We start from the raw sequence: 22,823 nt of genomic DNA on the forward strand, positions 1-22,823 counted from the left end.
GGTGCGTCTCGGTGGTGGGCCCGCGCGTGACGACGGGCAGTTCGAGCACTGGCGTCAGGCCGTCTCCACAGCGTTCGTCCCACTCGCCGTGGTGTCCACGGCGGAGGACGGACCGGGACACTTCACCGGGACCCTGCGCACCACCGCGCTCGGCGGGCTGCAACTCAGCGAGGTCGGGGGACACGCGATCGACGTGCGCCGGACCCGCACGTCGATCAAGCGGTCCGACCCCGGCCTGGTGAAGGTGGGCCTGCAACTGTCGGGCAGCGGCGTCATCGTCCAGGACGATCGAGAGGCCGTGCTCGGGCCCGGCGACTTCGCCGTCTACGACACCAGTAAGCCGTACGACCTGCACTTCGCGGGTGACTTCAGCATGTTCGTGCTGATGTTTCCCCGCGAACTACTGCGCATCGCCTCGCGGGAACTGGGCACCGTGTCGGCGCGCCGCATCCACGGCAGCACCGGCATGGGCGCTCTCGTCTCACCCTTCCTGACGAACCTCCATCACTCCGTCGTGACCGGCACCATGCCGACGACCCCCCTCGTCGAGGACGCCGTGCTCGACCTGCTCAGTGCCGCGGTGCAATCGGAGGCGCCCGCCGACGCGATCGCGCCCGGCGCATCGCTGCTGCTGCGTGTGAAGTCGTTCATCGACGCACAGCTGCACGACCCCACGCTCGACACCGCCACGGTGGCGTCCCATCACCACGTGTCGACGCGGCACCTGCAGAAGATGTTCGAGGCGGACGGACACACGGTGGCCGGATGGATCCGGCATCGCAGGCTCGAGAAGTGCCGCCGCGATCTCAAGGACGTCCGATTCCGTGGTGACAGCATCGGAACCGTCTGTGCCCGATACGGCCTCGTCAACTCCTCGCATTTCTCGCGGCTGTTCAAGGAGACGTACGGGGTGTCGCCGCGAGCCTTCCGCGAACAGGAACTGCTGTCGATCACCGCGTGACGGTGGCAGAAATTCGCTCGCGCAGCACCGCCCTCCCGGTCAGACTGGAACGATCGTCGCGACCTGAGGAGTGGACCGCTGGAACTGCACGAGTACACCAAGCTCGACGCCGTCGGTCTGAGTGAGCTGATCCGGTCGGGTGAGGTGACGGCAACGGAGGTCGAATCCGTTGCGCGCGCGGCGATCGCGCGGGCCGATGCCGACCTCGGCGCACTGACCCTGCCGCTGTTCGACCCGGCTCTCGATCACCGGTCCGACGGTCCACTGGCAGGGGTGCCGTTCCTCATCAAGGACAGTGGCCCGTTCGCGAAAGGCATGCCGTTCACACTCGGCAGCCGCAGCATCCGCGGCGCGGTCGCCGGGGTGGATCACGAACTCATGTCGAGGTTCCGGTCTGCCGGACTGGTGGCCCTGGGGCAGACGACAGCGCCGGAGTTCGGGCTGAACTTCGCGACGGAACCGCGGAGGTACGGGCCGACACGCAATCCGTGGGCGCTCGATCGCGGCACCGGCGGGTCGAGCGGCGGCTCCGCTGCACTCGTCGCCGCCGGGGCGGTTCCGCTGGCGCACGGCAACGACGGCGCCGGTTCGCTCCGGGTGCCGGCCTCGTGCTGCGGGCTCGTCGGCCTGAAACCGGGCCGCGGCCGAATCCCCTGCGGCCCACTGGTCGGCGAGGCCGGGTTCGGGCACATCTACGAGTTCGCCCTCACCCGAACGGTCCGCGACACGGCCCACCTGCTGGACGCCGTTGCCGCCCCGCCGGTCGGTGAAAAGTACGCCGCCCCGGCGCCGTCCGGCCTTTACGCCGACGCGGTGCACGCCGATCCCGGCCGTCTGCGGGTGGCCCTGACCACCGAGCCGTGGGGCGGGAGTTCCGTCGACATGCAGGTATCGGCGGCGACGGTCGCCGCCGGCACGATCCTCGAATGGATCGGCCACACCATGACCGAGGACAGCCCGCAATTCGACGCGGAGGACGTCGTCGAGGCGTCGACCCTCACTGCGATCGCCGCCGGCGCGGCGATCCTCCGCGCTCCACGCAGACCCGATCCCGCTCTGCTCGAGGCGGTCTCGCGGACGGTGCTGCGGGAGACCCAGGCGTTCACCGCGCTCGACGTCGCGGCAGCACTCGACGCGCAGCACCGGGTGACCCGGTCCATCGGACTGTTCTTCACCCGATTCGATCTGCTGGTGACACCCACCGTCGCCTGGCTTCCGGTGCCGCACCGCACCCTCGACTACGACGATCCCCGGCACAGCGTGCGCTCGTGGCTACGCCGCATCTTCGAGTTCGGGCCGTTCACCGCACCGTTCAACGTGTCCGGGAATCCCGCGATCAGCCTGCCGCTCGCGCTGAGCCGGGAGGGCCTCCCCATTGGGATCCACCTCGTCGCGGCCACCGGCAGAGAGGATCTGCTACTGCAGGTGGCCGCGCAGTTGGAGCAGGCGGCGCCGTGGAAGCATCGCCAACCGTCGATCTTCGTCAACTGACGCCCGTCTGTCGTTGTCAGAGCACGGATTCCAGCCACGCGGCTGTCTCGAACAGACGTTGCTCGCCGCCGGGACGTCCGATCAGTTGCAATCCGAGGGGAAGCCCTGCGCTGTCACGCTTCCCGGGGATGGTGACCACCGGCAGGCCCATGGCCTGCCACGGTCGGCTCAATACAGGCGTCCCTGTCGCGTGGTGGCCGGGTGGAGCGGCGCCGAGAGCCGCGGGCCCGAGGACTGCTTCGTCCTCGTCCAACGCCGCGAGCAGCCACTGCCGGGTCTCGCGGATTCCGGCGAGGGCGGCGCGGTAGTCCGACTCGGTGGTCGCTGCCCCTGCGGCGAACAGTTCGGCGAGGGGTGCGCTGATCTTGTCGGTCTGCGCGGCCTCTGCGGCGCGTTCCCTGGCCGCCTCGTACGCCATCACCGTGTGGTGGTGTTCCGTCAGCGCCACGATTGTCGCGGCGGCATCGACGTCACGGCACCGAACGCCCGCCGACTCGGCGGAATCGGCGGTCGTTCTGAGCGCCGACGTCATCTCCCGGGACACCTCGCCGAGCTCGAACCCACTCCACAGGCGGAGCCGGCGCGGCGCGACCGGCTCGAGAACGGGTGCCCGTGCGCCGTCGCGCAGCGCTGTCCACGCGAAGTGGAGATCGGGCACGGTTCGTGCCAGCAGCCCGACGGTGTCGAGACTGGGACTCAATCCGGTGATGCCGTCGGTGGGGAGTTCGCCGTGGGCGGTGACGAAACCCGCGACTCCGCAGAACGACGCCGGCCTCGTCAGCGATCCCGCGGTCTGCGTGCCGAAGGCCAGCGGCACCATACCCGCGGCCACCGCTGCCGCCGAGCCGCTCGACGACCCGCCGGGGGTGTGACCCAGGGCGCGGGGATTGCGGGTCGGGCCGGGCGTGAAATACCCGAACTCGGTGGTCACGGTCTTGCCGAACGGGAGCGCGCCGAGTGCGCGCGCACGGGCCACACAGTCGGCGTCCGTCGTCGCCGGTTCCGTGCTCCGCAGTCCACTGCCACAGCGCGTCGGCACACCGGCGACGTCGATGAGATCCTTGACGCCGACGGGCACGCCCCAGAGCGCGCCGCCCCGGCCGCCGTCCTGGATCCGGGCGGCCGCGGACCGCACCGCGTCGGCATCGAGGTGAGCCCAGGCGTGGATTTCCGGATCCAGGTCTGCGATCCGCGCGAGTGCCGTCTCCGCCACGTCGATCGGCGTTGTCCCGCCCGTCGCCAGCTGCTCGACCAGGTCCCGGAGTGGGCTCGGTGACCGTAGTTCCGTCGTCATTGCATCGCCACCATCGTGTCGTCGTTCGTCGCCTCGGTCTGCCCGGTGAGCGCTCGGGTGCGCATCACCGAGAAGAGGCGATCGGCTCGTGCTTTCGTCTCCCCGGACGGCGCCGACACCAGCGCGACGATGACGGACACCGCCAGCGAGAGGGGTGCCACGGCGAGTGCCGGGTTCGAGAATCCGAGGATGGAGTCCGGTCCCTGCACCACCGGGCTGAGCAGGATGACGGTGACCGACAGGACGAGCCCGACCACGATGCCGGAGATGACGGCGCGCGCCGTCATCCGCTTCCAGTACATGGTCAGCAGCAGTGCAGGCAGGTTCGCGCACGCTGCGATGGACATGCCCAGGGACGCGAGGAACGCGACGTTCTGCTTCTGCGCCGCGAAGGCGATGGCGACACCGATGACGCAGGTCGCCACCGTCGCGACCCGGGCCGCGCGGTGCTGAGCCTTCGCCGACACCGATCCGTTCCTGATCACCTGCCCGTACAGGTCGTGTGCGATCGCACCCGAGGTGGCGATCACCAGGCCGGACAGTGCGGCCAGAATGGTCACGAACGCGACGGCCGCGACGAACGCCAGCAGGACTCCGCCGCCGACCGTCTCGGCGAGCTGCGCGACCGCGAGGTTGCCGCCGCGATTCTCGGACTTGATCACCTCGACACCGACCAGCTTGGCGGCGCCGTAACCGAGCACGGGAACCAGCAGGTAGAAGGCGAAGAAGATCCAGATCGCCGTGTAGGCGGACGTTCTCGCCTGCTTCGCGTCCGGGACGGTGAGGAATCGGATCATCACGTGCGGCAGGCCGAGCACGCCGAGGACCAGTCCGACGGTCTGCGACAACTGATCGAACGACGCCGCACCGGACGTGCGCTGCGGCGCGACGAACGATTGCCCGAACTCGGCCAGCGCCGTGCTGAACGGGCCGAAGGGATTGAAATCGAACCGCACCAGCACGAGAACGAACAGCACCACGGCGCAGACCATGAGGAGACCGGTCTTGATAATCTGGATCCAGCTGGTGGCGAGCATTCCACCCACCAGGGTGTACGCGGTGGTGAGTGTCCCGATGATCAACACGGCCACGGCGTAGTCGAGGTCGAACAGCAACGACACCAGAAGTGCAGCACCGACCAGCTGCGACACGAGATAGACCACGCTGATCACGACGGTGCTGACGGCCATCATCGACCGCACATCCTTGCCGGGGAAGCGGGTGGCGAGCACATCCGCCAGGGTGAAGCGGCCGAGGTTGCGCAGGGGCTCGGCGATCAGCAGCATCGCGAGGACGAACGCCACGGGCACGAAGACCGCGAGATAGAAGCCGTTGAAGCCGGTCAGGGCGATCGCGCCGGTGACACCGAGAAACGAGGCAGCGGAGATGAAGTCGCCTGCAATGGCGACACCGTTCTGCCTGCCGGTGAGGCTGCCGCCCGCGACGTAGTGATCGGCGGCGGACTTGTTCCTCTTGGACGCCCACGCGGTGATCATCAGGGTGACCGCGACGAGGGCCGCGAAGAGCGATGCAGAGACGAGGTTCATGGCGGTTATCCTTTCGCCCGCGAGGCGGACCGGGAGTCGAGTTCGGCTGCCCGCGCCATGTAGTACCGGGCCACGACGATGGCGACGACGAATTGCGCGACCGCGTAGAGCCACGCCACGGTGACACCGCTGAAGACGACGCCGTCCAGCAGCGAGGTGAACCCACCGAGGATCGGCAGGGGCAGGAACAGTGCGAGGACCAGGGCGCTGAGACGAAAGGTCAAGGCGGCACGCGTGTCTGCGAGCGCCTGCAGGTCGGAATTCGGTGGGACTTGTTCGGGCGGTGACGAGGTGACCATGGCTATTTACCTCCGGCTGCGGCGGGAACGAGAGCGGGCGTCACGGTGATCGGGTCGGACCATTCGTCGTAGAACAGCCAGTCGGGGGACTCGACCGGAACCGACAAACGGTGGAACTTGCGTTGGAAGTAGACGAGGCTGTCGCCGTGTTCGCGGGTCTGCACGCGGTCCAGTTCGATGAACATCACCGAATGTGATCCCACGGTCTTGCTGTCCGCGATCCGGCCGGCGAGAACCACGTGAGCGGCGCGCAGGATCGGAACACCGTCTCCGGTGTCTTCCTCCCAGATGTCCCAGTGGAAGCGATCCGCCATCGCGACTTTCGTTGCGCCCGCAAAATGCATGGCCAGCTCTTCGTCGTCGCCGGAGAGAACGTTGATGCCGACTCGGCCGTTCTTCCGGAATACGCTGTGCATCGCACTGTTCTGATTCACGCACACCAGGGCGGTGGGCGGGGAGTCGGTGACCGAGCAGACGGCGGTGACCGTCATTCCGCAGCGTCCGGCAGGGCCATCGGTCGTCACGATGTTGACCGCAGCGGGCAGGTTCGCCATGGCGGTGCGGAAGCTCGATTGCATGGTCGTGAGTTCGGGCATTTTCAGTCTCCATGAGTTGGAACAGGAAGTCGTGTCTTCGCGTTGCGCCGCGTTCCCCAGAGAAGAATAGGACGAATCGCCTGCGTGAGAACAGTGGCGGCGACGCTACTTTCGTGTAGTAAGTCGCGTACCCGGGTAGGGGATTTCTTCAGTTGCCTATCGCTTCCGATACGGTCGGTGTTCACTGGACGTGGTAACAGGCCATTTGTGCGAGGCGGGATTCGATGGATCAGCAGGAAACACGGGTTTACATCGTCGACGACGACGAGGAGTTGTGCGCATCGCTTGCGTGGCTACTCGATTCGGTCAACATCACGTCGGAGTACTACTTCTCGGTGCAGTCGTTCCTGGACGAGTACCGCCGCGACATCCCGGCCTGCCTCGTGCTGGATGTCCGGATGCCGGAAGTCGGCGGATTCCAACTCCAGGAGGCACTCCTCGCCGACGAATCCCCGATCCCGATCATCTTCGTGTCGGCACACGGTGACATCAAGATGTCGGTGCGGGCGCTGCAGAGGGGTGCGCTGACGTTCATCGAGAAGCCCTACGATCCGCAGCACATGCTCGACGTGATTCAGGATGCGCTCCGGGTCGCGCGTCAACGATTCGGCGAGCGACGCAACAGGACGGAATTGCAGGGCCGGATAGACACGCTGACGGTGCGGGAAAAGGAAATTCTCGCACTCGTCCTCGACGGATTGCCGAGCAAGAACATCGCCAAGGAGTTGGGGATCAGCGTGAAGACGGTCGACGTGCATCGCACCCGTATCAAGGAAAAGACCGGAGCAGAGAGCATCGCGGTTCTCGTTCGCGACATTCTGCAGGCCGGAATTGCCGTGACCTGAAATGATTCGGATTCTCAGGGAAGTTCGACGACGAGCCGCCCGGATTTCGCGCGCGACACACACGCGGCAATTCTGTCTCCCGCCCTTCTCTCACTCTTGGTGAGGCAATTGTCGCGGTGGTCGGGTTCGCCCTCCAGCACATCCAGGACGCACGTGCCGCAGATACCTTCCCGGCACGACGTGTCGATCTCGATGTCGTTCTCTTCGAGTACGTCCGCGATGGATTTTCCGGCAGGCACGTCGAACACCTCGCCCGTATCGAGTTCCAACTCGAACGCCGTGTCCGACCCGGTCGCGACAGGTGTCGCCGCCTCGAAGTGTTCGAAATGGACCGCGTCCTCACCGACCGCGGGTTCCGCCAGTCCGCGCACCCGATCCATGAAACCCTCGGGGCCGCAGGTGTAGACGTGGGTCGCGGCCGACGCGTCCGCCAGGATCTTCTCGAGGGCGGAGAGCTGGTCGTCCCTGGTCAGGCCGAAGTGCAGGTGCACGTCCCGGCGGAAATCCGCACTCTCCAGCAGGTCGGCGAACGCGGCCTGCGCCCTCGTCCGCGCGAAGTAGTGCAGGTCGAACTGCTGTCCCCGCCGATGCAACGCGAACGCCAGACTCAGCATCGGGGTCAGGCCGATCCCCGCCGCGACGAGGATGTGCCGATCGGCGCACTCGGCGAGCGTGAGCAGTGTGCGCGGCCGGCTGATCTGCAACTCACTGCCGATCGTCACACGATCGTGCAAGGCGGCCGATCCACCGCGCGGGCCGGTCTCGCGTTTGACGGCGACCACGTACGAGTCGGACTCGTGCGGCGGACTGCACAGCGAGTACTGGGTGAGGACCTCGGTGGGACCGAGGATGTCGATGTGGGCGCCGGCAGGGTACGGGTCGAACGGTGACCCGTCTGTCCGAACCAGCCGGAACGACTTGATATCAGGCGTTTCCTCGACAATGTCCGCAACCGTGACAGTGAACAAGCTCATGATGATCCTTCTCGTCGCGCGGACGGGTTACCGCATGTACAGGCCGCCGTTGACGTCCCAGCAGGCCCCCGTGACCGACGCGGCCGTCGGCGATGCGAGCAGGGCAACGGTCTCGGCAATGAAGTCGGGCGAGCCCAGGGTGCCCACCGGAATGGTCGTGAGGATGGCGGCCAGCTTGTCCGCGGGCACCGTCTCACGCACGACCGGCAGATCCAGCGGCCCGGGGGAGACCGCGTTGACCGTGACACCCGACGGGGCGAGTTCGCGTGCGAAAACCTTGGTCAGTGTGCCGACGCCGCCCTTGGCCGCGGCGTAGTGCGCGCCGGTCGCCGTGCCGCCGTTCTGTCCCGCCAGCGACGCGATGTTGACGATTCTGCCGTATCGCCTTTCGGCGAAGTAGCTTCCGAAGACCTGGCAGCCGAGAAAGGCGCCGTTGAGATTGATCTCGACGATGTCGGAGAATTCCTGCGGCGCGATGTCCATCAGCGAGCCCGTCTGCGATCGGCCGGCGTTGTTGACGAGGACGTCGATGCCACCCCATTCCTGGATCACCCGGTCGCGTACGGCTTCGAAACTCGTCCTCTTCCGAACGTCCAGCTCCACGCCGATGGCCGAGTTGCCGTCCGGATCCAGCTCCGCCGCGGTCTCTTTCGCGGCACCGCTGTCGATGTCCGCGACCGCGACGCGGTATCCGCGGTCGTGCAATTGGTGTGCGATCGCGGCACCGAGGCCGCGTCCGCCGCCGGTGACTACTGCGACAGAATCCACGTCGAGCTCCTGTTCGGTCGATATCGTTCGGAAGGTGCTCGTCAGAGCAGGTAGCCGGAGGCGTTGACCGCGGCCTGCGAGTTGACGAGCCGGATGACCTTGAGGTCCAACCGTGGCCCGCTCTCGGTGTAGCGAATGCGGTGCGTGACGTCGGCGGCGAGTGTCTGCTGATCGTCGCGCTTGAACCCCACGAGGATCTGTGCGGACCTCACCGTGATCGACTCCTCGGTCCGTTCCTCGACCGTGAAGCGCGAGACGGTGCGGACCGTCCGGGCGGCGGCGAGCGCGGACATCGAGTAGCCGGAGGTCAGGCGTTCGATACGCATGCGCCGCATGCGAGTGTCGTCGTTGACCATGTTCAGCGATCCGTCGAAGTCGTCGGTGTCCGGATCGATGGGAATGACGTACCGGCCTGCGTCGGTCCAGAGGGCGTCCCACGCCTGGTAGTCCTTGGCGTCGAGGAGGGCCGCCTCGTGCCAGATGAGTTCGATCGCCTGCAGTACCTGGGTGTCGGCGAGTTGGGCGGTCATCAGATCAGTGCTCATCGGTCATCATCCTCTTCCACATTGCGTAGGCCTCGCGCATGCCGGTCTCGTCGGTGACGTGCGAGGTGCGGTGTCCGTCTCTGTCGAGCGCTTCACGATTGAGACCGCGGTTCACCATGATCGGCATTCCGGGTGCGCCGCGGGACCCGCGTTGAACCCGGTCCCAGGCCTCGGAATCGTCGGGGCTGCCGAACCCGAACGGGCCCTGGAAATGTTCGTGAATGCGGAGGCGTTCGCGGTTGACGATCTCGGGTCCGCCGTCCATGCCGAGGGCGATGTGCCGGATCTCGGTCTCGTCGACGGAGATCGGGCGCAGTACCCGGAAGAACGACATCGACATCGCGACGTTGGGGAAGATGTTGAGGTTGAACCCGGCGCCGTGCATGGATCGGACGATGCGGCGGACCTTGTCGGCGGGCATCGTCTTCGACAGTTCTTCGACGATGTGGTCGAAACGGGCCTGAATCTTCTCTGTGCCGTCGTCGTAGTCCAGGTCGACGTGTTCCGGGACCATGATGGCGACGCTGTGGCCGTTCCCGAGCGCGTGGGTCACGGCGTTGTCATCGGTCATGAAGGAGAGCATGTCGGCCGTCTCGGCGTCGACGGAGGACATCCAGGACCGGTGCACGATCGGGAAGTGGTATCCGTCGGTGGTGTTCTCCAACTGGATCTTCCAGTTCCCGCGGAAGCGGAAGCAGTGTTCGCCCTGCGTCTTGATGGGGTACCCGGCGCCCTGCTTCATGAACAGGTCGATCCATGCCTTCGCGTCGCCGAGGAAGTCGTCGAGGGGTTCGACGTCGGGGTTGAAGCTGGCGAAGATCATCCCGGCGTACGACTCCACCCGCAGGCTCTGCAGGGGGAGGTCCTTCTTGTCGAGGTCCTCGTCGTAGCCGTCGGGGTACGGGATTCCCCGCAGACGACCGTCGAGGGCATACGACCAGCTGTGATACGGGCAGGTGAACCCGTTCGCCTTGCCCTTGGGGACCTCGCAGACGCTGGCTCCGCGGTGGCGGCACCGGTTCAGCAGGACATTGAAGCTCCCCTTGCGGTCGCGGTTGACGATCACCGGTTGCCGGCCGATGGTCGCCATCTTGTAGCTTCCCGCCTCGGGGATCTCGCTCTCGTGGGCAACCCATACCCACGTGCGGTAGAAGATCCTCTCGAGCTCCGCCTCGAACATGTCGGGATCGGTGTACAGCGATCCGTCCACGCGGTCGTCCGTGACGAGGTCCGCGAAGTTGGTGTCCGCGAATGTGGTGTCCGGGGTGGTGGGATCCAGCGAAGTGGTCATCACGTTCTCTTTCAATTCGATTCGAGCAGTCGTGTCGCCTCGTCGAGGCGAGTGACGAACAGCTTCTCGGTCGTGAAGTGCTTGATTCGGGCGGTACCGTCGACGAGTTCACAGTCGGCGGTGATGCGGGCGACGAGCAGTTCGGCCGATCCGTCCTCGTATCGCGACAGCTGCTGCATGATCCACCGCCCCTGCGCCGCGGGGCCGTCCACCTCGATCTGCTCACTGCCGAGCACATGCACATTTGCCCGGAAATGGGAGTTCGGTGGAAGGTACGCGGCGAGCATTCCGACGATCTCCGGCCGGCCCCGACGCCTGCCGAACTTACGTGCGTACTCGGCGCCGATGCCTTCCCACACCGCGTCGGACGTGAACAGCGAGGCGAGTTCCTCGACCGAAAACTGGACGGAGGGAACATCGCACAGTTCCATGTACCGACACATCACGCGGTGAACGGCCTCGCGGCTCTCGATGCGCTCGACTGCGGCCGCGGAGTGCATTCCGCTCACACGCCGAGGTCGACGTCTTCGCGGACGGTGAGCGCACGGCCGATGCGGGCCTCGATCTTCGCGTATCGCCACAACGTGTACTCGCCGACCTGGGTGGTGCGGAAGAGGTTGCAGACCGCCTTGACGGTCTCCTGGGTGTCGACGTCGGCGAGGATGTAGCACGTCCAGGGCCAGCCGTCCGACGGTCCGACCATGTGGCTGTCGTCGTCGATGTCCCCGATCACGCGGACGCCGGGTGTCTCGGCCACCGCATCCATCATCCCGGAGAACGCCTTCCACACCAGCCCGCCCTGGCCGGTCGGGAGGTCGAAGAAGTTCTGGTTGATGCCGATGCAGAACAGCACTCGCAGCGGTGCGGTCTTGGTGTCACTCACGATGATCTCCTCGATTCGAACGGGTGGTCAGATGAAGCCGGGGAACGGCGGGATGTCCATCAGCACCGCACCGGCGCTGTCGTAGATGCCGTCGCCGAGGAAGGCGTGCTGCGGCGGGACCAGGGCCTCGCGCATGTACCGCTGCATCGCGTTGCCGTCGTAGATCGCGCCGGTGCCCGACAACTGGAACGCGGTGTGCACGGCGGAAGCGCCGGCCTTGGCCACGTGCGTCGAGGACAGGCGGAGAAGTGCCGCAAGCTTGTCCGGGACGGGATCGCCGGCGACCACCGTGGCGTACGCCTCGTCGGTGACCTCGTAGAAGAAGGCGCGGGCCGATCTCAGTGTCGCCTCCGCCTTGGCCAGGTCGATGCGATAGTAGGCGCGATCGGCGAGCTTGGGCGCCCCGGTGATTCCCGTGCGTCCCGCACCCACCTTGATCGCATAGTCGAGCGCGGCGCGCCCCACACCGAGATTGACGACGGCCAGAACCTGGGCGGCGTAGGCGATGGAGGGATACCGGTACAGGGGTTCGTCGACAGTGGGGGTTCCGCCCCGGATGAACGTCCAGTCCTCGGGTACGACGACGCCGTCGACCTTCAGTTCGTGGCTTCCGGTGCCCGACAGTCCGACCACGTCCCAGTTCTCGACGATCTCGACGTCCTTCGGCCACAGCAGGGCGGTGCGCGGCTTCCCCGCGGTGGAGTCGCCGCCGCGAATCCCGACGCCGAGGATGTCGGCGCCCTTGCATCCGCTGGCGAATTTCCACTGCCCGGTGATCTTCAGACCGCCGGGAACCTGCTCGGCGGGTTGCACCGGGAACAGCCCGCCGGCGAAGACGAGGTCGGGGCTGTCCTTGTACAACTCCGCCTGCGTCGCGAGTGGCAGTGCCGCCAGGTACACGAGCGCGGAGCCGAAGCTGGCGACCCAGCCCGCCGACGCGTCCACCGCGGAGATTCGTTCGATCATCCGCAGAAACTCGCTCGGGGGCAGTGCGTCGCCGCCGAATTGGCGGGGTGTCGCCGCCCGGTAGATGCCGATCTGCTTGAACTCGTCGATCATGTCGCGAGGCACGAACTTCTGGCGCGCGAACTCTTCCCGCCGCAATGCGACGTGCTCGAGAACGTCCTCGAACGACAGCGTCCCGTTCGCGGCGGCGTCCGTCGTTTCGAGGGTCGGTGCGTTGGTCATCAAATACTCCGATCGACGCGAAGAAGGAAGGGGTGTGGCGTGTTTCGTGTCGAAGTCAGGCTATTGCGGTGGTGGGCATCACTCAATCGGTGCTTCCTCCCGCGGACATGCAGAGATGTCGTCTCGGAGTAAAGGATTTCCCTATCGTGTCCGTGGTCCGTCCGCTCAGTAGACTCGAGATGAGCCGAAGGAGGCCGCATTGTCCGATCTCGCGCCGTCCGACTACGAACGACTCGTCGAGTCCCTTCGCTACTGCGTCCTGGTCCACGATGCGGCGACCAAGGACATCCTCTGGGCGAACAGGGCTGCGTCGGAACTGCTCGAATTCACGGTCGAAGAGCTCAAACCGCTCAAGGCGCCCGATATGAGTTCCCCGGCGAAGCGGTACCGCCGGTCGGTGGGACGGCGGTGGCTGCAGGAGGCCGTCGACAACGGGGCGGCGGTCATCGAATGGGCGTACCGCGCGAAGAGCGGGCGAGAAGTCCTGACGGAGGCGATCGCGATACGGGTCGAGTTGAGCGCCCGGACCGTGGTGATGGTGCAGTTCCGCGACATCGAGCAGGAAACGTCGATGCGTCGCGACCTCACCCGCACCGAGGCCGATCTCACCCGTACCGAGGCCCGCCTGGCCGCCTTCCTGCGGAACATGGCCGAAGGAATCCTCGTCCTGGACGACGACAGCCGAATCACATATGCGAGCGAGGCGGCGTCGCAGCTCCTGAAGGTTCCGGTGGCATCTCTCGTCGGCGAACGCTTCACGGAGTTCTGCCGGGCGGGGCAGTCACGGGAGAGCGTGCGCCGCGCGTTGGAACTCACGACCGTCGACGGGGGTTCCCAGAGTCTGCGCTACGAGGTGGAACTGACCGCCGAGGAGCGCCGGTGGCATGCGGGGAGCTGCCAGCACATCGGTATCGAGAACGATCTGAGCGGCCACCTGCTGCTCTTCCACGACGTCACCGAACACGTCCGCACCGAGCAGGAGCACGAACGGGATTCGCAGTACCTCAACTACCTGGCCCGCTACAACGCGATGGGCGACATGGCGATGGCCATCGCCCACGAGTTGGCCCAGCCGCTCGCGGCCGCCACCAATTTCATCGCCGGAACGCAGAGCCGCCTCGACGACGGCCGGAGCGATCACGACGAGGTGAGCTGGGGCCTGAAGGAGGCGCGTAAGCAGATCGACCGGGCCAATCAGATCGTCCGGAGTCTGCGTGAGTACGTGACGCAACTCGAGGAGTCCCAGCAGATCGTCGATCTCAACGACATCGTGGACGAATGCGCGTACTTCATCGACATCCGGGCGCGGCAGAAGGGCGTTCACGTCGAGTACCTCCGTGCGCACGACACGGTTGCCGTTGTGTGCGAGCGTGTGCTCACCGGGCAGGTCATCCTGAACCTGTGTTTCAACGCGATCGACGAGATGTCGGAATGGCCGGCAGCCGACCGCATCGTGACGGTACGCACCGACATCACCGAGACGGAGGGCGTCGTGAGCGTCGAAGACCACGGCAAGGGTCTCTCGCACATCCCTGACGGCCGAATCTTCGACGGCGCGTTCACCTCGAAGTCCACGGGTCACGGAATCGGGCTCGCGTTGAGCCACCGCATCATCACCCGCCAGGGCGGGACCCTCACCGCGCGTGAGAACGATCCACACGGAGCGGTCTTCACGTTCACGTTGCCTGCCGATCCGAACCACTGAGAAGCGGGACCTCGCGCAGGTAAAGGTTTCTTGGATTCCGTTGGGCACGATCCGGTTCTAGCGTGGTGGGAAACACCACCGCGGCCGGAGGTACCTCGTGGACTACTCGCATCATCACAGGACATTCCTGACCTGTTACGCCGACACCCACCGCTACGGCTGGCATCACGTCGACCTCTTCGTGCACGACGAGGACGGCAACGAAGTGAACTGGGTGCACTGGCAGGTGCGGGAGGACGGACCGGACGGAGCCGACGCGGCCACCGCGCGCGTCGAGCCGAACCTGAGACGGACCACCGAATGGCACCGCGGAATCAGCGCCGACGGAAGCGAGTACTGGATCGCGGAGGCGGCATGGGCTCAGTGAACCGGCGGATCGGGTAGACGCCCAACAGCCGGTTCGCCGACCAAGCGGCGAACCGGCTGTTCCGACGTATCGGTACCGGGCTTACGCGACACTCTCTGTGACGCGCTGGAACACGACCTTCCCACCCAGCACGGTGGAGACGACCTGCATTGCCGGGATGTCGTGCGGGTCGGCGGTCTCGAGGTCGCCGTCGAGGATGCACAGGTCGGCCACCTTGCCGACCTCGAGCGATCCCTTCCAGTCTTCGGCGAAGTCCTGCCAGGCCGCGTTGATCGTGTAGGTGCGGACGGCGTCGGCGAGGCCGATGCGCTGGTCGGGTCCGCTCACCGCGCCGCTGGCCTTGCTCTCGCGCAGGATCATCGTCGAGATGCCCTGGCGCCAATCGGGCGGTGTGACCGGCGCATCGGAACTGCTCATCAAGTGCACCCCGGATTCGACGGCGCTGCGATAGGGCCATTCGTAGGCGGCACGTTCGGTTCCGACAACCCCGACCTCCAGGTCGGCGATCGTCCACTTGATCGTCGGGTTCATATTGACGCCGATGCCGTTCTCGGCCAGACGCTTCAGGGTGGCTTCGCTGATGAAGTCGCCGTGGATCAGGTAGTGCCGGGCATCCTCTCGGGGGTGCGCATTCTGCGCGGCGATGATCGCGTCGGCGACGGTGTCGATGGCACGGTCACCGGTGACGTGCACCCCGATCTGGTAGCCGGCCTCGTGGCCGATGCGGACCATCTCGGTCACCTCGAACACCTGACGTTCGTCGGTGTCGCCGCCGACGCAGAGGGAGCCGCAGCCGCCGCCGACGTACTCCTCGTGCATCCACGCCGTCTTGCTCGGCGGGATGCCGTCGGCGAACACCTTGACCCCGAGAACCCGGAACATCCGTGGGTCCACCGTTTCCGGAACCTCGATCTCGGTGAGGTTCCGCCCGAAATCGTCAGCCGATCCGGACATTCCGGTGGGCAGGAGGAGAAGGTTGACGCGCGCACCGAGCTCGTCGCGGCGGGCGAGGTCGGCATACACCGCGAGACCCTCGGCGCCCATCGCCCCGCCGGCGAGGGCCTCGCCGCCGGGTCCGATCGCCGGATCGGTGAAACTGGTGATCCCCTCGCTCTGCAGGATCGAGATCGCCGAGCGAAGTGCCTCCTCCCGGCGCTCCCGGGTGAGGGCCGGAAGCACACGCTGGACGAGTGCCTGCGCACCCTCCATGACGATGCCGGTCAGCACGCCGTCCTCGCCGACCGGCATGCGGCTGCCGGGCGGCAACGGGGTCGTTTCGTCCACCCCGGCGAGCGCCATCGCCGCGCTGTTCACCCACGACGTGTGCCGCGAGAAGTCCTGCAGGAACACGGGATTGTTCGGCGACACCTCGTCGAGGTCCCAGCGGGTCGGTGTCCGTCCGTCTTCGGCGAGACACTCGTCGAGATAGCCGTCGTCCCAGCCGGTTCCGATGATCCACGCACCGTCCTCGGCCGCTGCGGCGGCCTCACGCACGAGTTCGCGGACGTCGGCGATCGACCGGACCGTCGGGAACGACACGTCGAGGGACAGCGGCGGGGTGTCGAGCCCGTAGGCGATCGCGTGCAGGTGCGAATCGTTGATTCCCGGGAGGATCGTCTTCCCGCCCAGGTCGGTGACCACGGTGTCCGGTCCGATCAGCGGCTCGATCTCCGCATCGCTGCCCACCGCGTGGACGAGTCCGTCACGCACCGCGAGGGCGGTGGTGATCGTGAAGTCCTCGTCGACGGTGAAGACCTTGCCGTGGACGTAGACGGCATCGGCGTAACTCATCGGTTCCTCCAGGTTGCTGTCGGGGAGTGCAGTCAGACGGCCATCGGGGCCATGCCGAGGATCATCAGTGCGGATCCCGCCGCCGCGGTCCTGACGCCGGACCGGCGTTCGCGGGGTGGGGTGGATCGAAAGAGGTGCATTGCCACCAGGGCCCAGCACACGAGGACGACCACGGGCAGCCAGCCCGTCGAGATTCCGGCGCCGCCGTGATGGTGGCCAGGCGGCACCGAAGCCGACGCCGCGGGCATCGGTGCCGCCGTCGGAGCGAGCAGTAGCAGCACTCCCATGGCCGTGAGATCCACCGCGCAGGGGACGGCGGTCCGGCGGTGCATCGTCTCGCCGGTGACGAACAGGGCGAGGGCGATGAGCACACCCCCCTCCAGCAGATGAATCCATGCCGGCGCACCGGGAATCATCATGGCCACCATGGACACCGCCATCGCGCCGTGCGCGATCCGGACCCTGCAGTCGGTGCCGTGCGCCCGCCACATCGGCATGACGGCGCCGACGGCTCCGACCAACATCGCCGCGTGCACGGCCGGGATCTCGAACATCGTGGACTCAGATCGTGGGTGTGAGTTCGCGGTCACGCTCGACGCCGGCCCGGTTCTGTCTGGTGACCCGGGCGACGACCAGTCCGGCGACGAAGAACAGTGCGATGACGGCCAGCAGGATGTCGGCGAGCAGTGCAGACCCGCCGATCAGCGTGGTGAAGTTGTCGAGCACCAATCCGGTGACTGCCACCAGACCCACGCAACCCAGGACGGGAGCGATGCGGGTGTGCCAGATCCGGGTGTCCAGCCGGGTGCGGGCGAAGAACGCGATGATCGCGACGCTGGTGAGGACCATCAGCACCAGGATGCTCACGGTGGCCAGACCCGCCATCCAGGTGAACAGTTCCAGCACCGGGTCCGCGCCGACGAGTGCGAACACCCCCACGACCACCGTCGCGGAGATCGTCTGGGCGACCGAGCCGACATGCGGGGAACCGTGTTTGGCGTGGGTGCGGGACAGTGCGCGCGGTGCCGCACCCTTGCGGGCCAGGGCGAACACGTACCGGGAGATGGCGTTGTGGAAGGCAAGGAGCGCGGCGAACAGGCTCGTGACGAGCATGATCGCCATGACGTCGGCCGCGGGACCGCCCAGGAAGTGCGCGGCGGCGGCGAACGTCAGCCCGGCAGGGTCGGCGGCGGCTGCGGCGGAGACGTTGTCGCTGCCGAACGCGAGCACCACGGCCCAGCTCGCCAGCGCATATACCAGTCCGATGACGATGACGGCGGCGTACGTTGCGATCGGAATCGTGCGGCGGGGGTTGCGGGCCTCCTCGCCGTAGATCGCGGTCGCCTCGAAGCCGATGAACGACGCGATCGCGAACATCAATGCGACACCGGGGGATCCGCTGAAGAACGACGTCGGGGTGAAGGACGCGAAGTCGATACCGGCAGCGCCGCCGCGCACCAGGACGCCGAACGACAGCGCCAGGATGATGCCGATCTCGAGCACGAGGAGCACCCCGAGGACCTTGGCACCGAGGTCGATGCTGCGGTATCCGAGCACCGCCACGAGAGCGATGAGCACCAGCGCCCACATCCACCACGGCAGGTCGGGTCCGCCGTACTGGACCACGAGGCCCTGAATCGTCGCGGCGGCCAGGCCGTACACGGCGGCCTGGATGGCGGTGTAGGTCAGCAGCGCGAGGCCGGCGGCCCCGAGTCCGCAGGATTCGCCCAGACCCTTGGCGACGTAAGCATAGAAGGCGCCGGTGTCGACCATGTGGCTGCTCATGGCCGCGTATCCGACGCTGAACACGAGCAGGACCAGCGCGGCAATGAGATACGCGGTCGGGGCGCCCGCGCCGTTGCCGATAGCGATCATGACGGGCAGAGCGCCGCCGATCGCGGTGAGGGGCGCCGCCGCGGCGATGACGAGGAAGACGATCCCGACGACGCCGATGGATCCGCGTAACTTGCCGGCTCCCGAACCCGTGGTGGTGTCAGACATCTGATCCCCCGTCCGAATGGCAGCTGCCGCCTCCGGTCGCGCAGTGCTTCGACACGGTGCGCGGAACGTCGAGAGAGGGGTTGCGGTCGAAGAAGCCGTTGGGCTTCAACGTGAATCCGGTGTAGTCGACGGGCATGATCGGCCAGTCCTCCGGTCGCGGGAAGTGGGTGAGCCCGAACGTGTGCCAGACGACGAGGTCCTCGTTCTCCAGATCACGGTCGCCGGCGACGAAGCTGGGCAGTCCGGCGCCGCCCGCGTGCTGGTTCACGAAATCCCCTGCCGCGTAACGCTCCTTCTCGTCGAACCGGGTGACCCAGAGGTGCTTGGTGGCGAACGTCGCCCGGGCCGCGATCGAGGAGTCGTCGTCGGCCAGCAGGATCGGCTGACCCTCCGGGTGGAGTGCGTACGCCACCGGCTTGCCCAGACGGTTCAGCTTGTTCGGGTTGCTGATGTGCCACACGCGTCCGACGCTGTTGTCCGCGAGGCGCTGCGCCTCGGATTCCTTCGTCAGCGGGGTGCGCTCGAGGGTGAACGCGTTTCCGTGCAGGTTCCCGGGGCCCATCTTCACCCGCTTGGTCTGCACCTCCTCGACGGAGTTGCGGTCGCCGTCGATCATCATGTCGAGGCGGGCGCTGAACAGGTGCTGGTGGTACGGGGCGCCGAGGCCGGGGGCGATCTCCGAGGCGTACGGGTAGTCGCCGCCCGGGTGACCCGACGTGAAGACGATGCCGGTGGCCTTGACCTCGAACTCGATGGTGCCGTCGAGGTACAGGTACCAGAAGAATCCGTAGTCGTAGTTGCCGATCGTGGTGAAGAAGGAGATGACGAGACGGCGCTGGCGGCGGGTCTCGGCGGACCCGGCCCACAGGTCGGTGTGCTTCCACAGCACGCCGAAGTCCTCCTCGTGCATGCACACGGCGTTCTTCAGCGTCTTGGGAGTGCCGAACTCGTCGGCGATGACGGCGTCGAAGTAGGTGATGTCGCCGACGCAGTCGCAGCCGAGTTCGAGGGCGTTCGCGTAGCGGCCCACCATGTACTCGCCGGTGTCGAAGTAATTCTGCCACGACCGGACGGGCGAGGGGTCGCCGTAGGGCACCACCATCTCGGCGATGGACGCGCGGTGGATGATGGGGCGGACCCGGTCGCCGTCGGCGAATCCGAGCTGATGGAGCACGAGACCCTCGCGGGCGTCGAAGCCCACCCGGAACGACCACTTCTCCCAGTCGACGCGGTTGCCGTCGACGACGAAGCTGGGTCCCTCGGGCTGGGTGATCTCGATGGGCTTCTGGGTGGTGCGCAGGGGACCGGTGACGGCGAGGTCGTCGAAGTTGCCCGACTCCTCGGGGACCGGGACGGCACCGAGGTCGAGGACGTCGGTGACGGTCCGGTTCATGACGTCGACGAATCCGACGAGCCCGTCGATCGGGTGGGCCCAGGCGTGGTCCTTCGGATGGTCCTGTCGGAACGCGAGCCCCCGGAGGATCCGCGTGCCCGTCTCGCCGGGGTAGTCGAAGACGCCGGCCGAGAGGGGAGCGACCCGGACGTCGGCGACGTCGAGTCCGCGGGCGGCGAGCGCGGCGAGCCAGCGTTCGTCGGCGGCCAGCACCTGCTCGACGAGCTCGAACTCCTCGTCCAGGACGGGCATCTGACCGTCGCGGGCGGCGTCGAGGGTCACCGAGCTGATCACCGACCGCTGGGTCACCGACACGACGACGTCCACTGCGTTCGGTGACGAGATGTCGTGCAGCAGAACGCGGAATCGGCGATCGGTCTCGGGGGCCTCCGCCGTGTACAGCGTCGACTTGTCCGGTTCCTCGAGGCCGACGTAGACGAATCTCGTCTGCTCGGTCAGCGCGTCGGCGGCCTCGAGGATCTCGCGGAGGGAGGCGATTTCTTCGACGGTCGGCAGCGACAGCGGGTGGTCGATACGCGCAGGGGAAAGGGTGGGCATGTCGCGATCCTTTGGTTCTACGGGTGTTGAATAAAAAGCTTAGTGACGTACGTTACAGCCGAGGTGTCCTCGTGTAAACAGTGAGTTTCGCGCCCGAACAAACTGACCGTTCGGTCAAAAACCGTTTTCTATCGGATTCCGCAGCAACGGTTTTGGATGAGCTCCGGAAAACTCAGAGTGCGGCGACGAACTGCTCGAGCATCTCCAGCTGACGCTCCGACGACGTTTCGCCGGGCGTGAGGACACCCAGAATCTGCATGCCCATCATCATGTTGAGAAGCTGCTCGACCACGATGGTGACGTCGATGTCGCCGACGGTGCCCTCCTCGCGGGCCTGCTCGAGGAAGATCGCCATCTGCTCGCGCCAATTGTCCATGGTGCGGCGGTTGGTGGCGGCCATCTGCTCGTCGTACATGGCCCGCGGCCACAGCGAGGCGGCGATCCGGGCCTCGAGAAGTTGCTCCTCGTTGATCGGCATCACTTCGCGGCAGAGGATGCGCAGCGCGTCGAGCCCGGTCGCGTCGCCGAGCGCCTCCGAGATCCGGCGGTCGGTGGCCTCGGAGATGTGCTCGTACGAGGTGCGGAGGATCTCGTCCTTGCCGGCGAAGTAGTGGCTCAGGGCGCCGTTGGTGTACCCGGCCTCGGTGGCGATGTCGCGCATGTTGGCAGCATCGATGCCGCGGGCGGCGATCAACCGCCAGGCGGCGGCGGTGATGCTTCGCCGACGTTCGTCGTGATCCACGAGCTTAGGCACGACGCGTACCTGCCCCACCAGCGATCATGCGACCACGGTATCAATGAGCTCCGCCGAGATTGAGAACGACCACTCCCGACACGACGAGCCCCAGGCCGAAGATCTTCGTCGCGGTCAGCGGCTCACCGAGGAACGCCGCGCCGATCGCGACGATCGCCGCCGTCCCGAGCCCCGACCACATGGCGTAGGCGATGCCGACCGGCACCGTCTTGACCGCCTGCGACAGGAACACGAACGCGAGAATGTACCCGGCGAGGCACCCGACCGTCGGCCAGAGCTTCGTGAAGCCCTCGGTGGACTTCAGCAGGCTCGTTCCGAAGACCTCGGCGGCGATCGCGGCAATCAGGAACACGTACGGCATGGGGACAGGGAACCATGTCGGGAGCGGAGAGGCGTGCAGCGCCCCACCGCTCCCGACAGTGCCGATCTACGAGTACATGATGACGCCGCGGACGTTCTCGGCCTTCCGCATCGCCTCGTAGCCGTCGTTTATCTGATCGAGTGTGTATGTCCTCGTGATCATCTCGTCGAGCTTCAGCTGACCCTCCATATACAGGCGGAGCAGATGAGGGATGTCGAACCGGATGTTCGCGTTGCCGAACCACGCGCCCTTGAGGGTCTTGCGCATCGCCGTCAGATCGAACAGGTTCAGGTCGACGTCGCTCTGCGTGACGTCGCCGACCGACACGTGGACGCAGGTGCCGCCCTTGGCCACCAGGCTCATTGCCGGCGCGATGATGCGGCCACTCGCATTCGCGACGGTGATGAGCACCTTGTCGGCGAGCTGGCCCCACGTCAGATCCTGGAGGAGGGGGAGCGCCTCGTCGATGCTCGCCGCGGTGTGGGTCGCGCCGAAGATCTTGGCCTGCTCCCGCTTGAACTCCGACGGGTCGACGACCACGACGTGCCGGGCCCCGGCGAGCGAAGCGCCCTGAACCGCCCCGCACCCGACGCCGCCCATGCCGATCACGACGACGGTCTCACCGGCCTGGACGCCGGCCGCGTACACCGACGACCCCCAGCCGGTGGTGACTCCGCAGCCGACCAGGGCGGCCTTGTCGAGCGGAATGTCCTTGGTGATCTTGACGCACGACGCCTCGTTGACCACCGTGTACGGCGAGAACGTCCCGATCAGGCACTGGATGGCAGCGTCCTTGCCACGAACGTGATGCCGGGCCGTGCCGTCCGAGATCTGCCAGCCCTCGAGCAGGTGGGCTCCCAGGTCGCAGATGCTGGACTGCCCCGTCGCGCACTGCCGGCACCGGCCGCACGCGGGGATGAATCCGAGAGCGACGTGGTCGCCCTTCTCGACGCTGGTGACGCCGGGCCCGACCTCGAGGACGATTCCGGCGCCTTCATGGCCACCGATGAACGGGTAGTACTCGAGCGGCAGACTGCCGTCCCGGACATGCTCGTCCGAGTGGCACATCCCCGACGCCGCCAACTGCAGAAGTACTTCACCGTGCTTCGGCGGGTCGAGTTCCAGTTCTTCGATCTGCCACGGCTGACCGGGCTCCCACAGCACTGCTGCCTGGGTCTTCATAAGTCCTGCTCCTGTCCGACGACGTCGAT

The 22,823-nt window shown here is 66.6% G+C and carries 23 protein-coding genes; 5 read left to right on the top strand and 18 right to left on the bottom strand.

Annotated elements, in window-relative coordinates; translation table 11 throughout:
• Nucleotide 1 precedes the first annotated feature (1 nt).
• Both WKC72_RS08655 and WKC72_RS08660 read left to right on the top strand, forming a co-directional pair.
• Nucleotides 2-961 (top strand): helix-turn-helix domain-containing protein, encoded by a 960-nt coding sequence (locus WKC72_RS08655; protein ID WP_037231092.1) that lies wholly within the window; start codon nt 2-4, stop codon nt 959-961.
• A 144-nt stretch (nt 962-1,105) separates the two neighbouring features.
• Nucleotides 1,106-2,452, top strand: coding sequence for an amidase (locus tag WKC72_RS08660; RefSeq protein ID WP_370182315.1), 1,347 nt, complete (start codon nt 1,106-1,108; stop codon nt 2,450-2,452).
• Nucleotides 2,453-2,468: 16 nt separating this feature from the next.
• Here the strand turns inward: WKC72_RS08660 and WKC72_RS08665 are convergent, their stop codons facing one another.
• The 4 genes from WKC72_RS08665 to WKC72_RS08680 are packed head-to-tail and all read right to left on the bottom strand — an operon-like array spanning nt 2,469 to nt 6,188.
• The gene (locus WKC72_RS08665) at nt 2,469-3,746 is read right to left on the bottom strand and encodes an amidase (RefSeq protein ID WP_370182316.1); all 1,278 of its coding nucleotides are present in this window, start codon (nt 3,744-3,746) and stop codon (nt 2,469-2,471) included.
• A complete protein-coding gene (locus tag WKC72_RS08670) occupies nt 3,743-5,293 on the bottom strand; it encodes a cation acetate symporter (protein WP_128641149.1) in 1,551 nt (516 codons plus the stop codon). The genes WKC72_RS08665 and WKC72_RS08670 overlap by 4 nt, the downstream gene beginning before the upstream one ends.
• Before the next feature lie 5 nt (nt 5,294-5,298).
• Entirely contained in the window at nt 5,299-5,592 is a 294-nt protein-coding gene (locus tag WKC72_RS08675; protein ID WP_370182317.1) for a DUF485 domain-containing protein, read from the bottom strand.
• Between the two features lie 2 nt (nt 5,593-5,594).
• Nucleotides 5,595-6,188: a flavin reductase gene (locus WKC72_RS08680; RefSeq protein WP_370182318.1), complete on the bottom strand. Its 594-nt coding sequence runs from the start codon at nt 6,186-6,188 to the stop codon at nt 5,595-5,597.
• Between the two features lie 224 nt (nt 6,189-6,412).
• Here WKC72_RS08680 and WKC72_RS08685 point away from each other — a divergent pair, with 224 nt between their 5' ends.
• On the top strand, nt 6,413-7,033 hold the full coding sequence (locus tag WKC72_RS08685; protein ID WP_037231106.1) for a response regulator transcription factor: 621 nt from the start codon (nt 6,413-6,415) through the stop codon (nt 7,031-7,033).
• Between the two features lie 14 nt (nt 7,034-7,047).
• On the opposite strand, the gene WKC72_RS08690 is transcribed toward WKC72_RS08685, so the two are convergent.
• From WKC72_RS08690 to WKC72_RS08720, 7 genes are read right to left on the bottom strand one after another with little or no spacing between them, the layout of a single operon-like run.
• The gene (locus WKC72_RS08690) at nt 7,048-8,007 is read right to left on the bottom strand and encodes a 2Fe-2S iron-sulfur cluster-binding protein (protein ID WP_370182319.1); all 960 of its coding nucleotides are present in this window, start codon (nt 8,005-8,007) and stop codon (nt 7,048-7,050) included.
• Nucleotides 8,008-8,034: 27 nt separating this feature from the next.
• Nucleotides 8,035-8,775 carry an SDR family NAD(P)-dependent oxidoreductase gene (locus WKC72_RS08695; RefSeq protein ID WP_370182320.1) on the bottom strand — a complete coding sequence of 247 codons (741 nt, stop codon included), beginning with the start codon at nt 8,773-8,775 and terminating at the stop codon, nt 8,035-8,037.
• Nucleotides 8,776-8,816: 41 nt separating this feature from the next.
• On the bottom strand, nt 8,817-9,320 hold the full coding sequence (locus WKC72_RS08700; RefSeq protein ID WP_370182321.1) for an aromatic-ring-hydroxylating dioxygenase subunit beta: 504 nt from the start codon (nt 9,318-9,320) through the stop codon (nt 8,817-8,819).
• Entirely contained in the window at nt 9,310-10,611 is a 1,302-nt protein-coding gene (locus WKC72_RS08705; RefSeq protein ID WP_370182322.1) for a Rieske 2Fe-2S domain-containing protein, read from the bottom strand. Before WKC72_RS08705 ends, WKC72_RS08700 begins: the two co-directional genes overlap by 11 nt.
• Before the next feature lie 11 nt (nt 10,612-10,622).
• Nucleotides 10,623-11,111: a nuclear transport factor 2 family protein gene (locus WKC72_RS08710; protein ID WP_037231366.1), complete on the bottom strand. Its 489-nt coding sequence runs from the start codon at nt 11,109-11,111 to the stop codon at nt 10,623-10,625.
• 5 nt (nt 11,112-11,116) lie between these two features.
• Nucleotides 11,117-11,494: a hypothetical protein gene (locus WKC72_RS08715; RefSeq protein WP_037231115.1), complete on the bottom strand. Its 378-nt coding sequence runs from the start codon at nt 11,492-11,494 to the stop codon at nt 11,117-11,119.
• Between the two features lie 27 nt (nt 11,495-11,521).
• Nucleotides 11,522-12,682: an acyl-CoA dehydrogenase family protein gene (locus WKC72_RS08720; protein WP_037231118.1), complete on the bottom strand. Its 1,161-nt coding sequence runs from the start codon at nt 12,680-12,682 to the stop codon at nt 11,522-11,524.
• A 199-nt stretch (nt 12,683-12,881) separates the two neighbouring features.
• Between WKC72_RS08720 and WKC72_RS08725 the strand changes: the two genes are divergently transcribed.
• Together WKC72_RS08725 and WKC72_RS08730 are read left to right on the top strand one after the other, a co-directional pair.
• Complete coding sequence (locus tag WKC72_RS08725) at nt 12,882-14,387, top strand: ATP-binding protein (protein ID WP_370182323.1); 1,506 nt, start codon at nt 12,882-12,884, stop codon at nt 14,385-14,387.
• 97 nt (nt 14,388-14,484) lie between these two features.
• Complete coding sequence (locus tag WKC72_RS08730) at nt 14,485-14,754, top strand: hypothetical protein (RefSeq protein ID WP_128641156.1); 270 nt, start codon at nt 14,485-14,487, stop codon at nt 14,752-14,754.
• 81 nt (nt 14,755-14,835) lie between these two features.
• On the opposite strand, the gene WKC72_RS08735 is transcribed toward WKC72_RS08730, so the two are convergent.
• From WKC72_RS08735 to WKC72_RS08765, 7 genes are all read right to left on the bottom strand, one after another.
• Entirely contained in the window at nt 14,836-16,545 is a 1,710-nt protein-coding gene (locus WKC72_RS08735) for an amidohydrolase (RefSeq protein WP_370182324.1), read from the bottom strand.
• Nucleotides 16,546-16,577: 32 nt separating this feature from the next.
• Nucleotides 16,578-17,099 carry a hypothetical protein gene (locus WKC72_RS08740; RefSeq protein WP_370182325.1) on the bottom strand — a complete coding sequence of 174 codons (522 nt, stop codon included), beginning with the start codon at nt 17,097-17,099 and terminating at the stop codon, nt 16,578-16,580.
• Between the two features lie 7 nt (nt 17,100-17,106).
• A complete protein-coding gene (locus WKC72_RS08745; protein WP_037231135.1) occupies nt 17,107-18,546 on the bottom strand; it encodes an APC family permease in 1,440 nt (479 codons plus the stop codon).
• On the bottom strand, nt 18,539-20,497 hold the full coding sequence (locus WKC72_RS08750) for a primary-amine oxidase (protein ID WP_268789355.1): 1,959 nt from the start codon (nt 20,495-20,497) through the stop codon (nt 18,539-18,541). The genes WKC72_RS08745 and WKC72_RS08750 overlap by 8 nt, the downstream gene beginning before the upstream one ends.
• Nucleotides 20,498-20,669: 172 nt before the next feature.
• Complete coding sequence (locus WKC72_RS08755; protein WP_037231139.1) at nt 20,670-21,239, bottom strand: TetR/AcrR family transcriptional regulator; 570 nt, start codon at nt 21,237-21,239, stop codon at nt 20,670-20,672.
• A gap of 52 nt (nt 21,240-21,291) precedes the next feature.
• Nucleotides 21,292-21,612 (bottom strand): multidrug efflux SMR transporter, encoded by a 321-nt coding sequence (locus WKC72_RS08760; protein ID WP_037231140.1) that lies wholly within the window; start codon nt 21,610-21,612, stop codon nt 21,292-21,294.
• Between the two features lie 66 nt (nt 21,613-21,678).
• On the bottom strand, nt 21,679-22,794 hold the full coding sequence (locus tag WKC72_RS08765) for an NDMA-dependent alcohol dehydrogenase (RefSeq protein WP_037231141.1): 1,116 nt from the start codon (nt 22,792-22,794) through the stop codon (nt 21,679-21,681).
• Nucleotides 22,795-22,823: the final 29 nt, after the last annotated feature.

It is taken from the genome of Rhodococcus wratislaviensis (genome assembly GCF_041228765.1).
Lineage (GTDB): Bacteria > Actinomycetota > Actinomycetes > Mycobacteriales > Mycobacteriaceae > Rhodococcus_F > Rhodococcus_F wratislaviensis.

Coding starts and splice junctions, on each gene's coding strand:
- WKC72_RS08665 (WP_370182316.1), bottom strand. CDS start 3,746: ATGACGACGGAACTACGGTCACCGAGCCCACTCCGGGACCTGGTCGAG.
- WKC72_RS08670 (WP_128641149.1), bottom strand. CDS start 5,293: ATGAACCTCGTCTCTGCATCGCTCTTCGCGGCCCTCGTCGCGGTCACC.
- WKC72_RS08675 (WP_370182317.1), bottom strand. CDS start 5,592: ATGGTCACCTCGTCACCGCCCGAACAAGTCCCACCGAATTCCGACCTG.
- WKC72_RS08680 (WP_370182318.1), bottom strand. CDS start 6,188: ATGCCCGAACTCACGACCATGCAATCGAGCTTCCGCACCGCCATGGCG.
- WKC72_RS08685 (WP_037231106.1), top strand. CDS start 6,413: ATGGATCAGCAGGAAACACGGGTTTACATCGTCGACGACGACGAGGAG.
- WKC72_RS08690 (WP_370182319.1), bottom strand. CDS start 8,007: ATGAGCTTGTTCACTGTCACGGTTGCGGACATTGTCGAGGAAACGCCT.
- WKC72_RS08700 (WP_370182321.1), bottom strand. CDS start 9,320: ATGAGCACTGATCTGATGACCGCCCAACTCGCCGACACCCAGGTACTG.
- WKC72_RS08705 (WP_370182322.1), bottom strand. CDS start 10,611: ATGACCACTTCGCTGGATCCCACCACCCCGGACACCACATTCGCGGAC.
- WKC72_RS08710 (WP_037231366.1), bottom strand. CDS start 11,111: ATGCACTCCGCGGCCGCAGTCGAGCGCATCGAGAGCCGCGAGGCCGTT.
- WKC72_RS08720 (WP_037231118.1), bottom strand. CDS start 12,682: ATGACCAACGCACCGACCCTCGAAACGACGGACGCCGCCGCGAACGGG.
- WKC72_RS08735 (WP_370182324.1), bottom strand. CDS start 16,545: ATGAGTTACGCCGATGCCGTCTACGTCCACGGCAAGGTCTTCACCGTC.
- WKC72_RS08740 (WP_370182325.1), bottom strand. CDS start 17,099: ATGTTCGAGATCCCGGCCGTGCACGCGGCGATGTTGGTCGGAGCCGTC.
- WKC72_RS08745 (WP_037231135.1), bottom strand. CDS start 18,546: ATGTCTGACACCACCACGGGTTCGGGAGCCGGCAAGTTACGCGGATCC.
- WKC72_RS08750 (WP_268789355.1), bottom strand. CDS start 20,497: ATGCCCACCCTTTCCCCTGCGCGTATCGACCACCCGCTGTCGCTGCCG.
- WKC72_RS08760 (WP_037231140.1), bottom strand. CDS start 21,612: ATGCCGTACGTGTTCCTGATTGCCGCGATCGCCGCCGAGGTCTTCGGA.
- WKC72_RS08765 (WP_037231141.1), bottom strand. CDS start 22,794: ATGAAGACCCAGGCAGCAGTGCTGTGGGAGCCCGGTCAGCCGTGGCAG.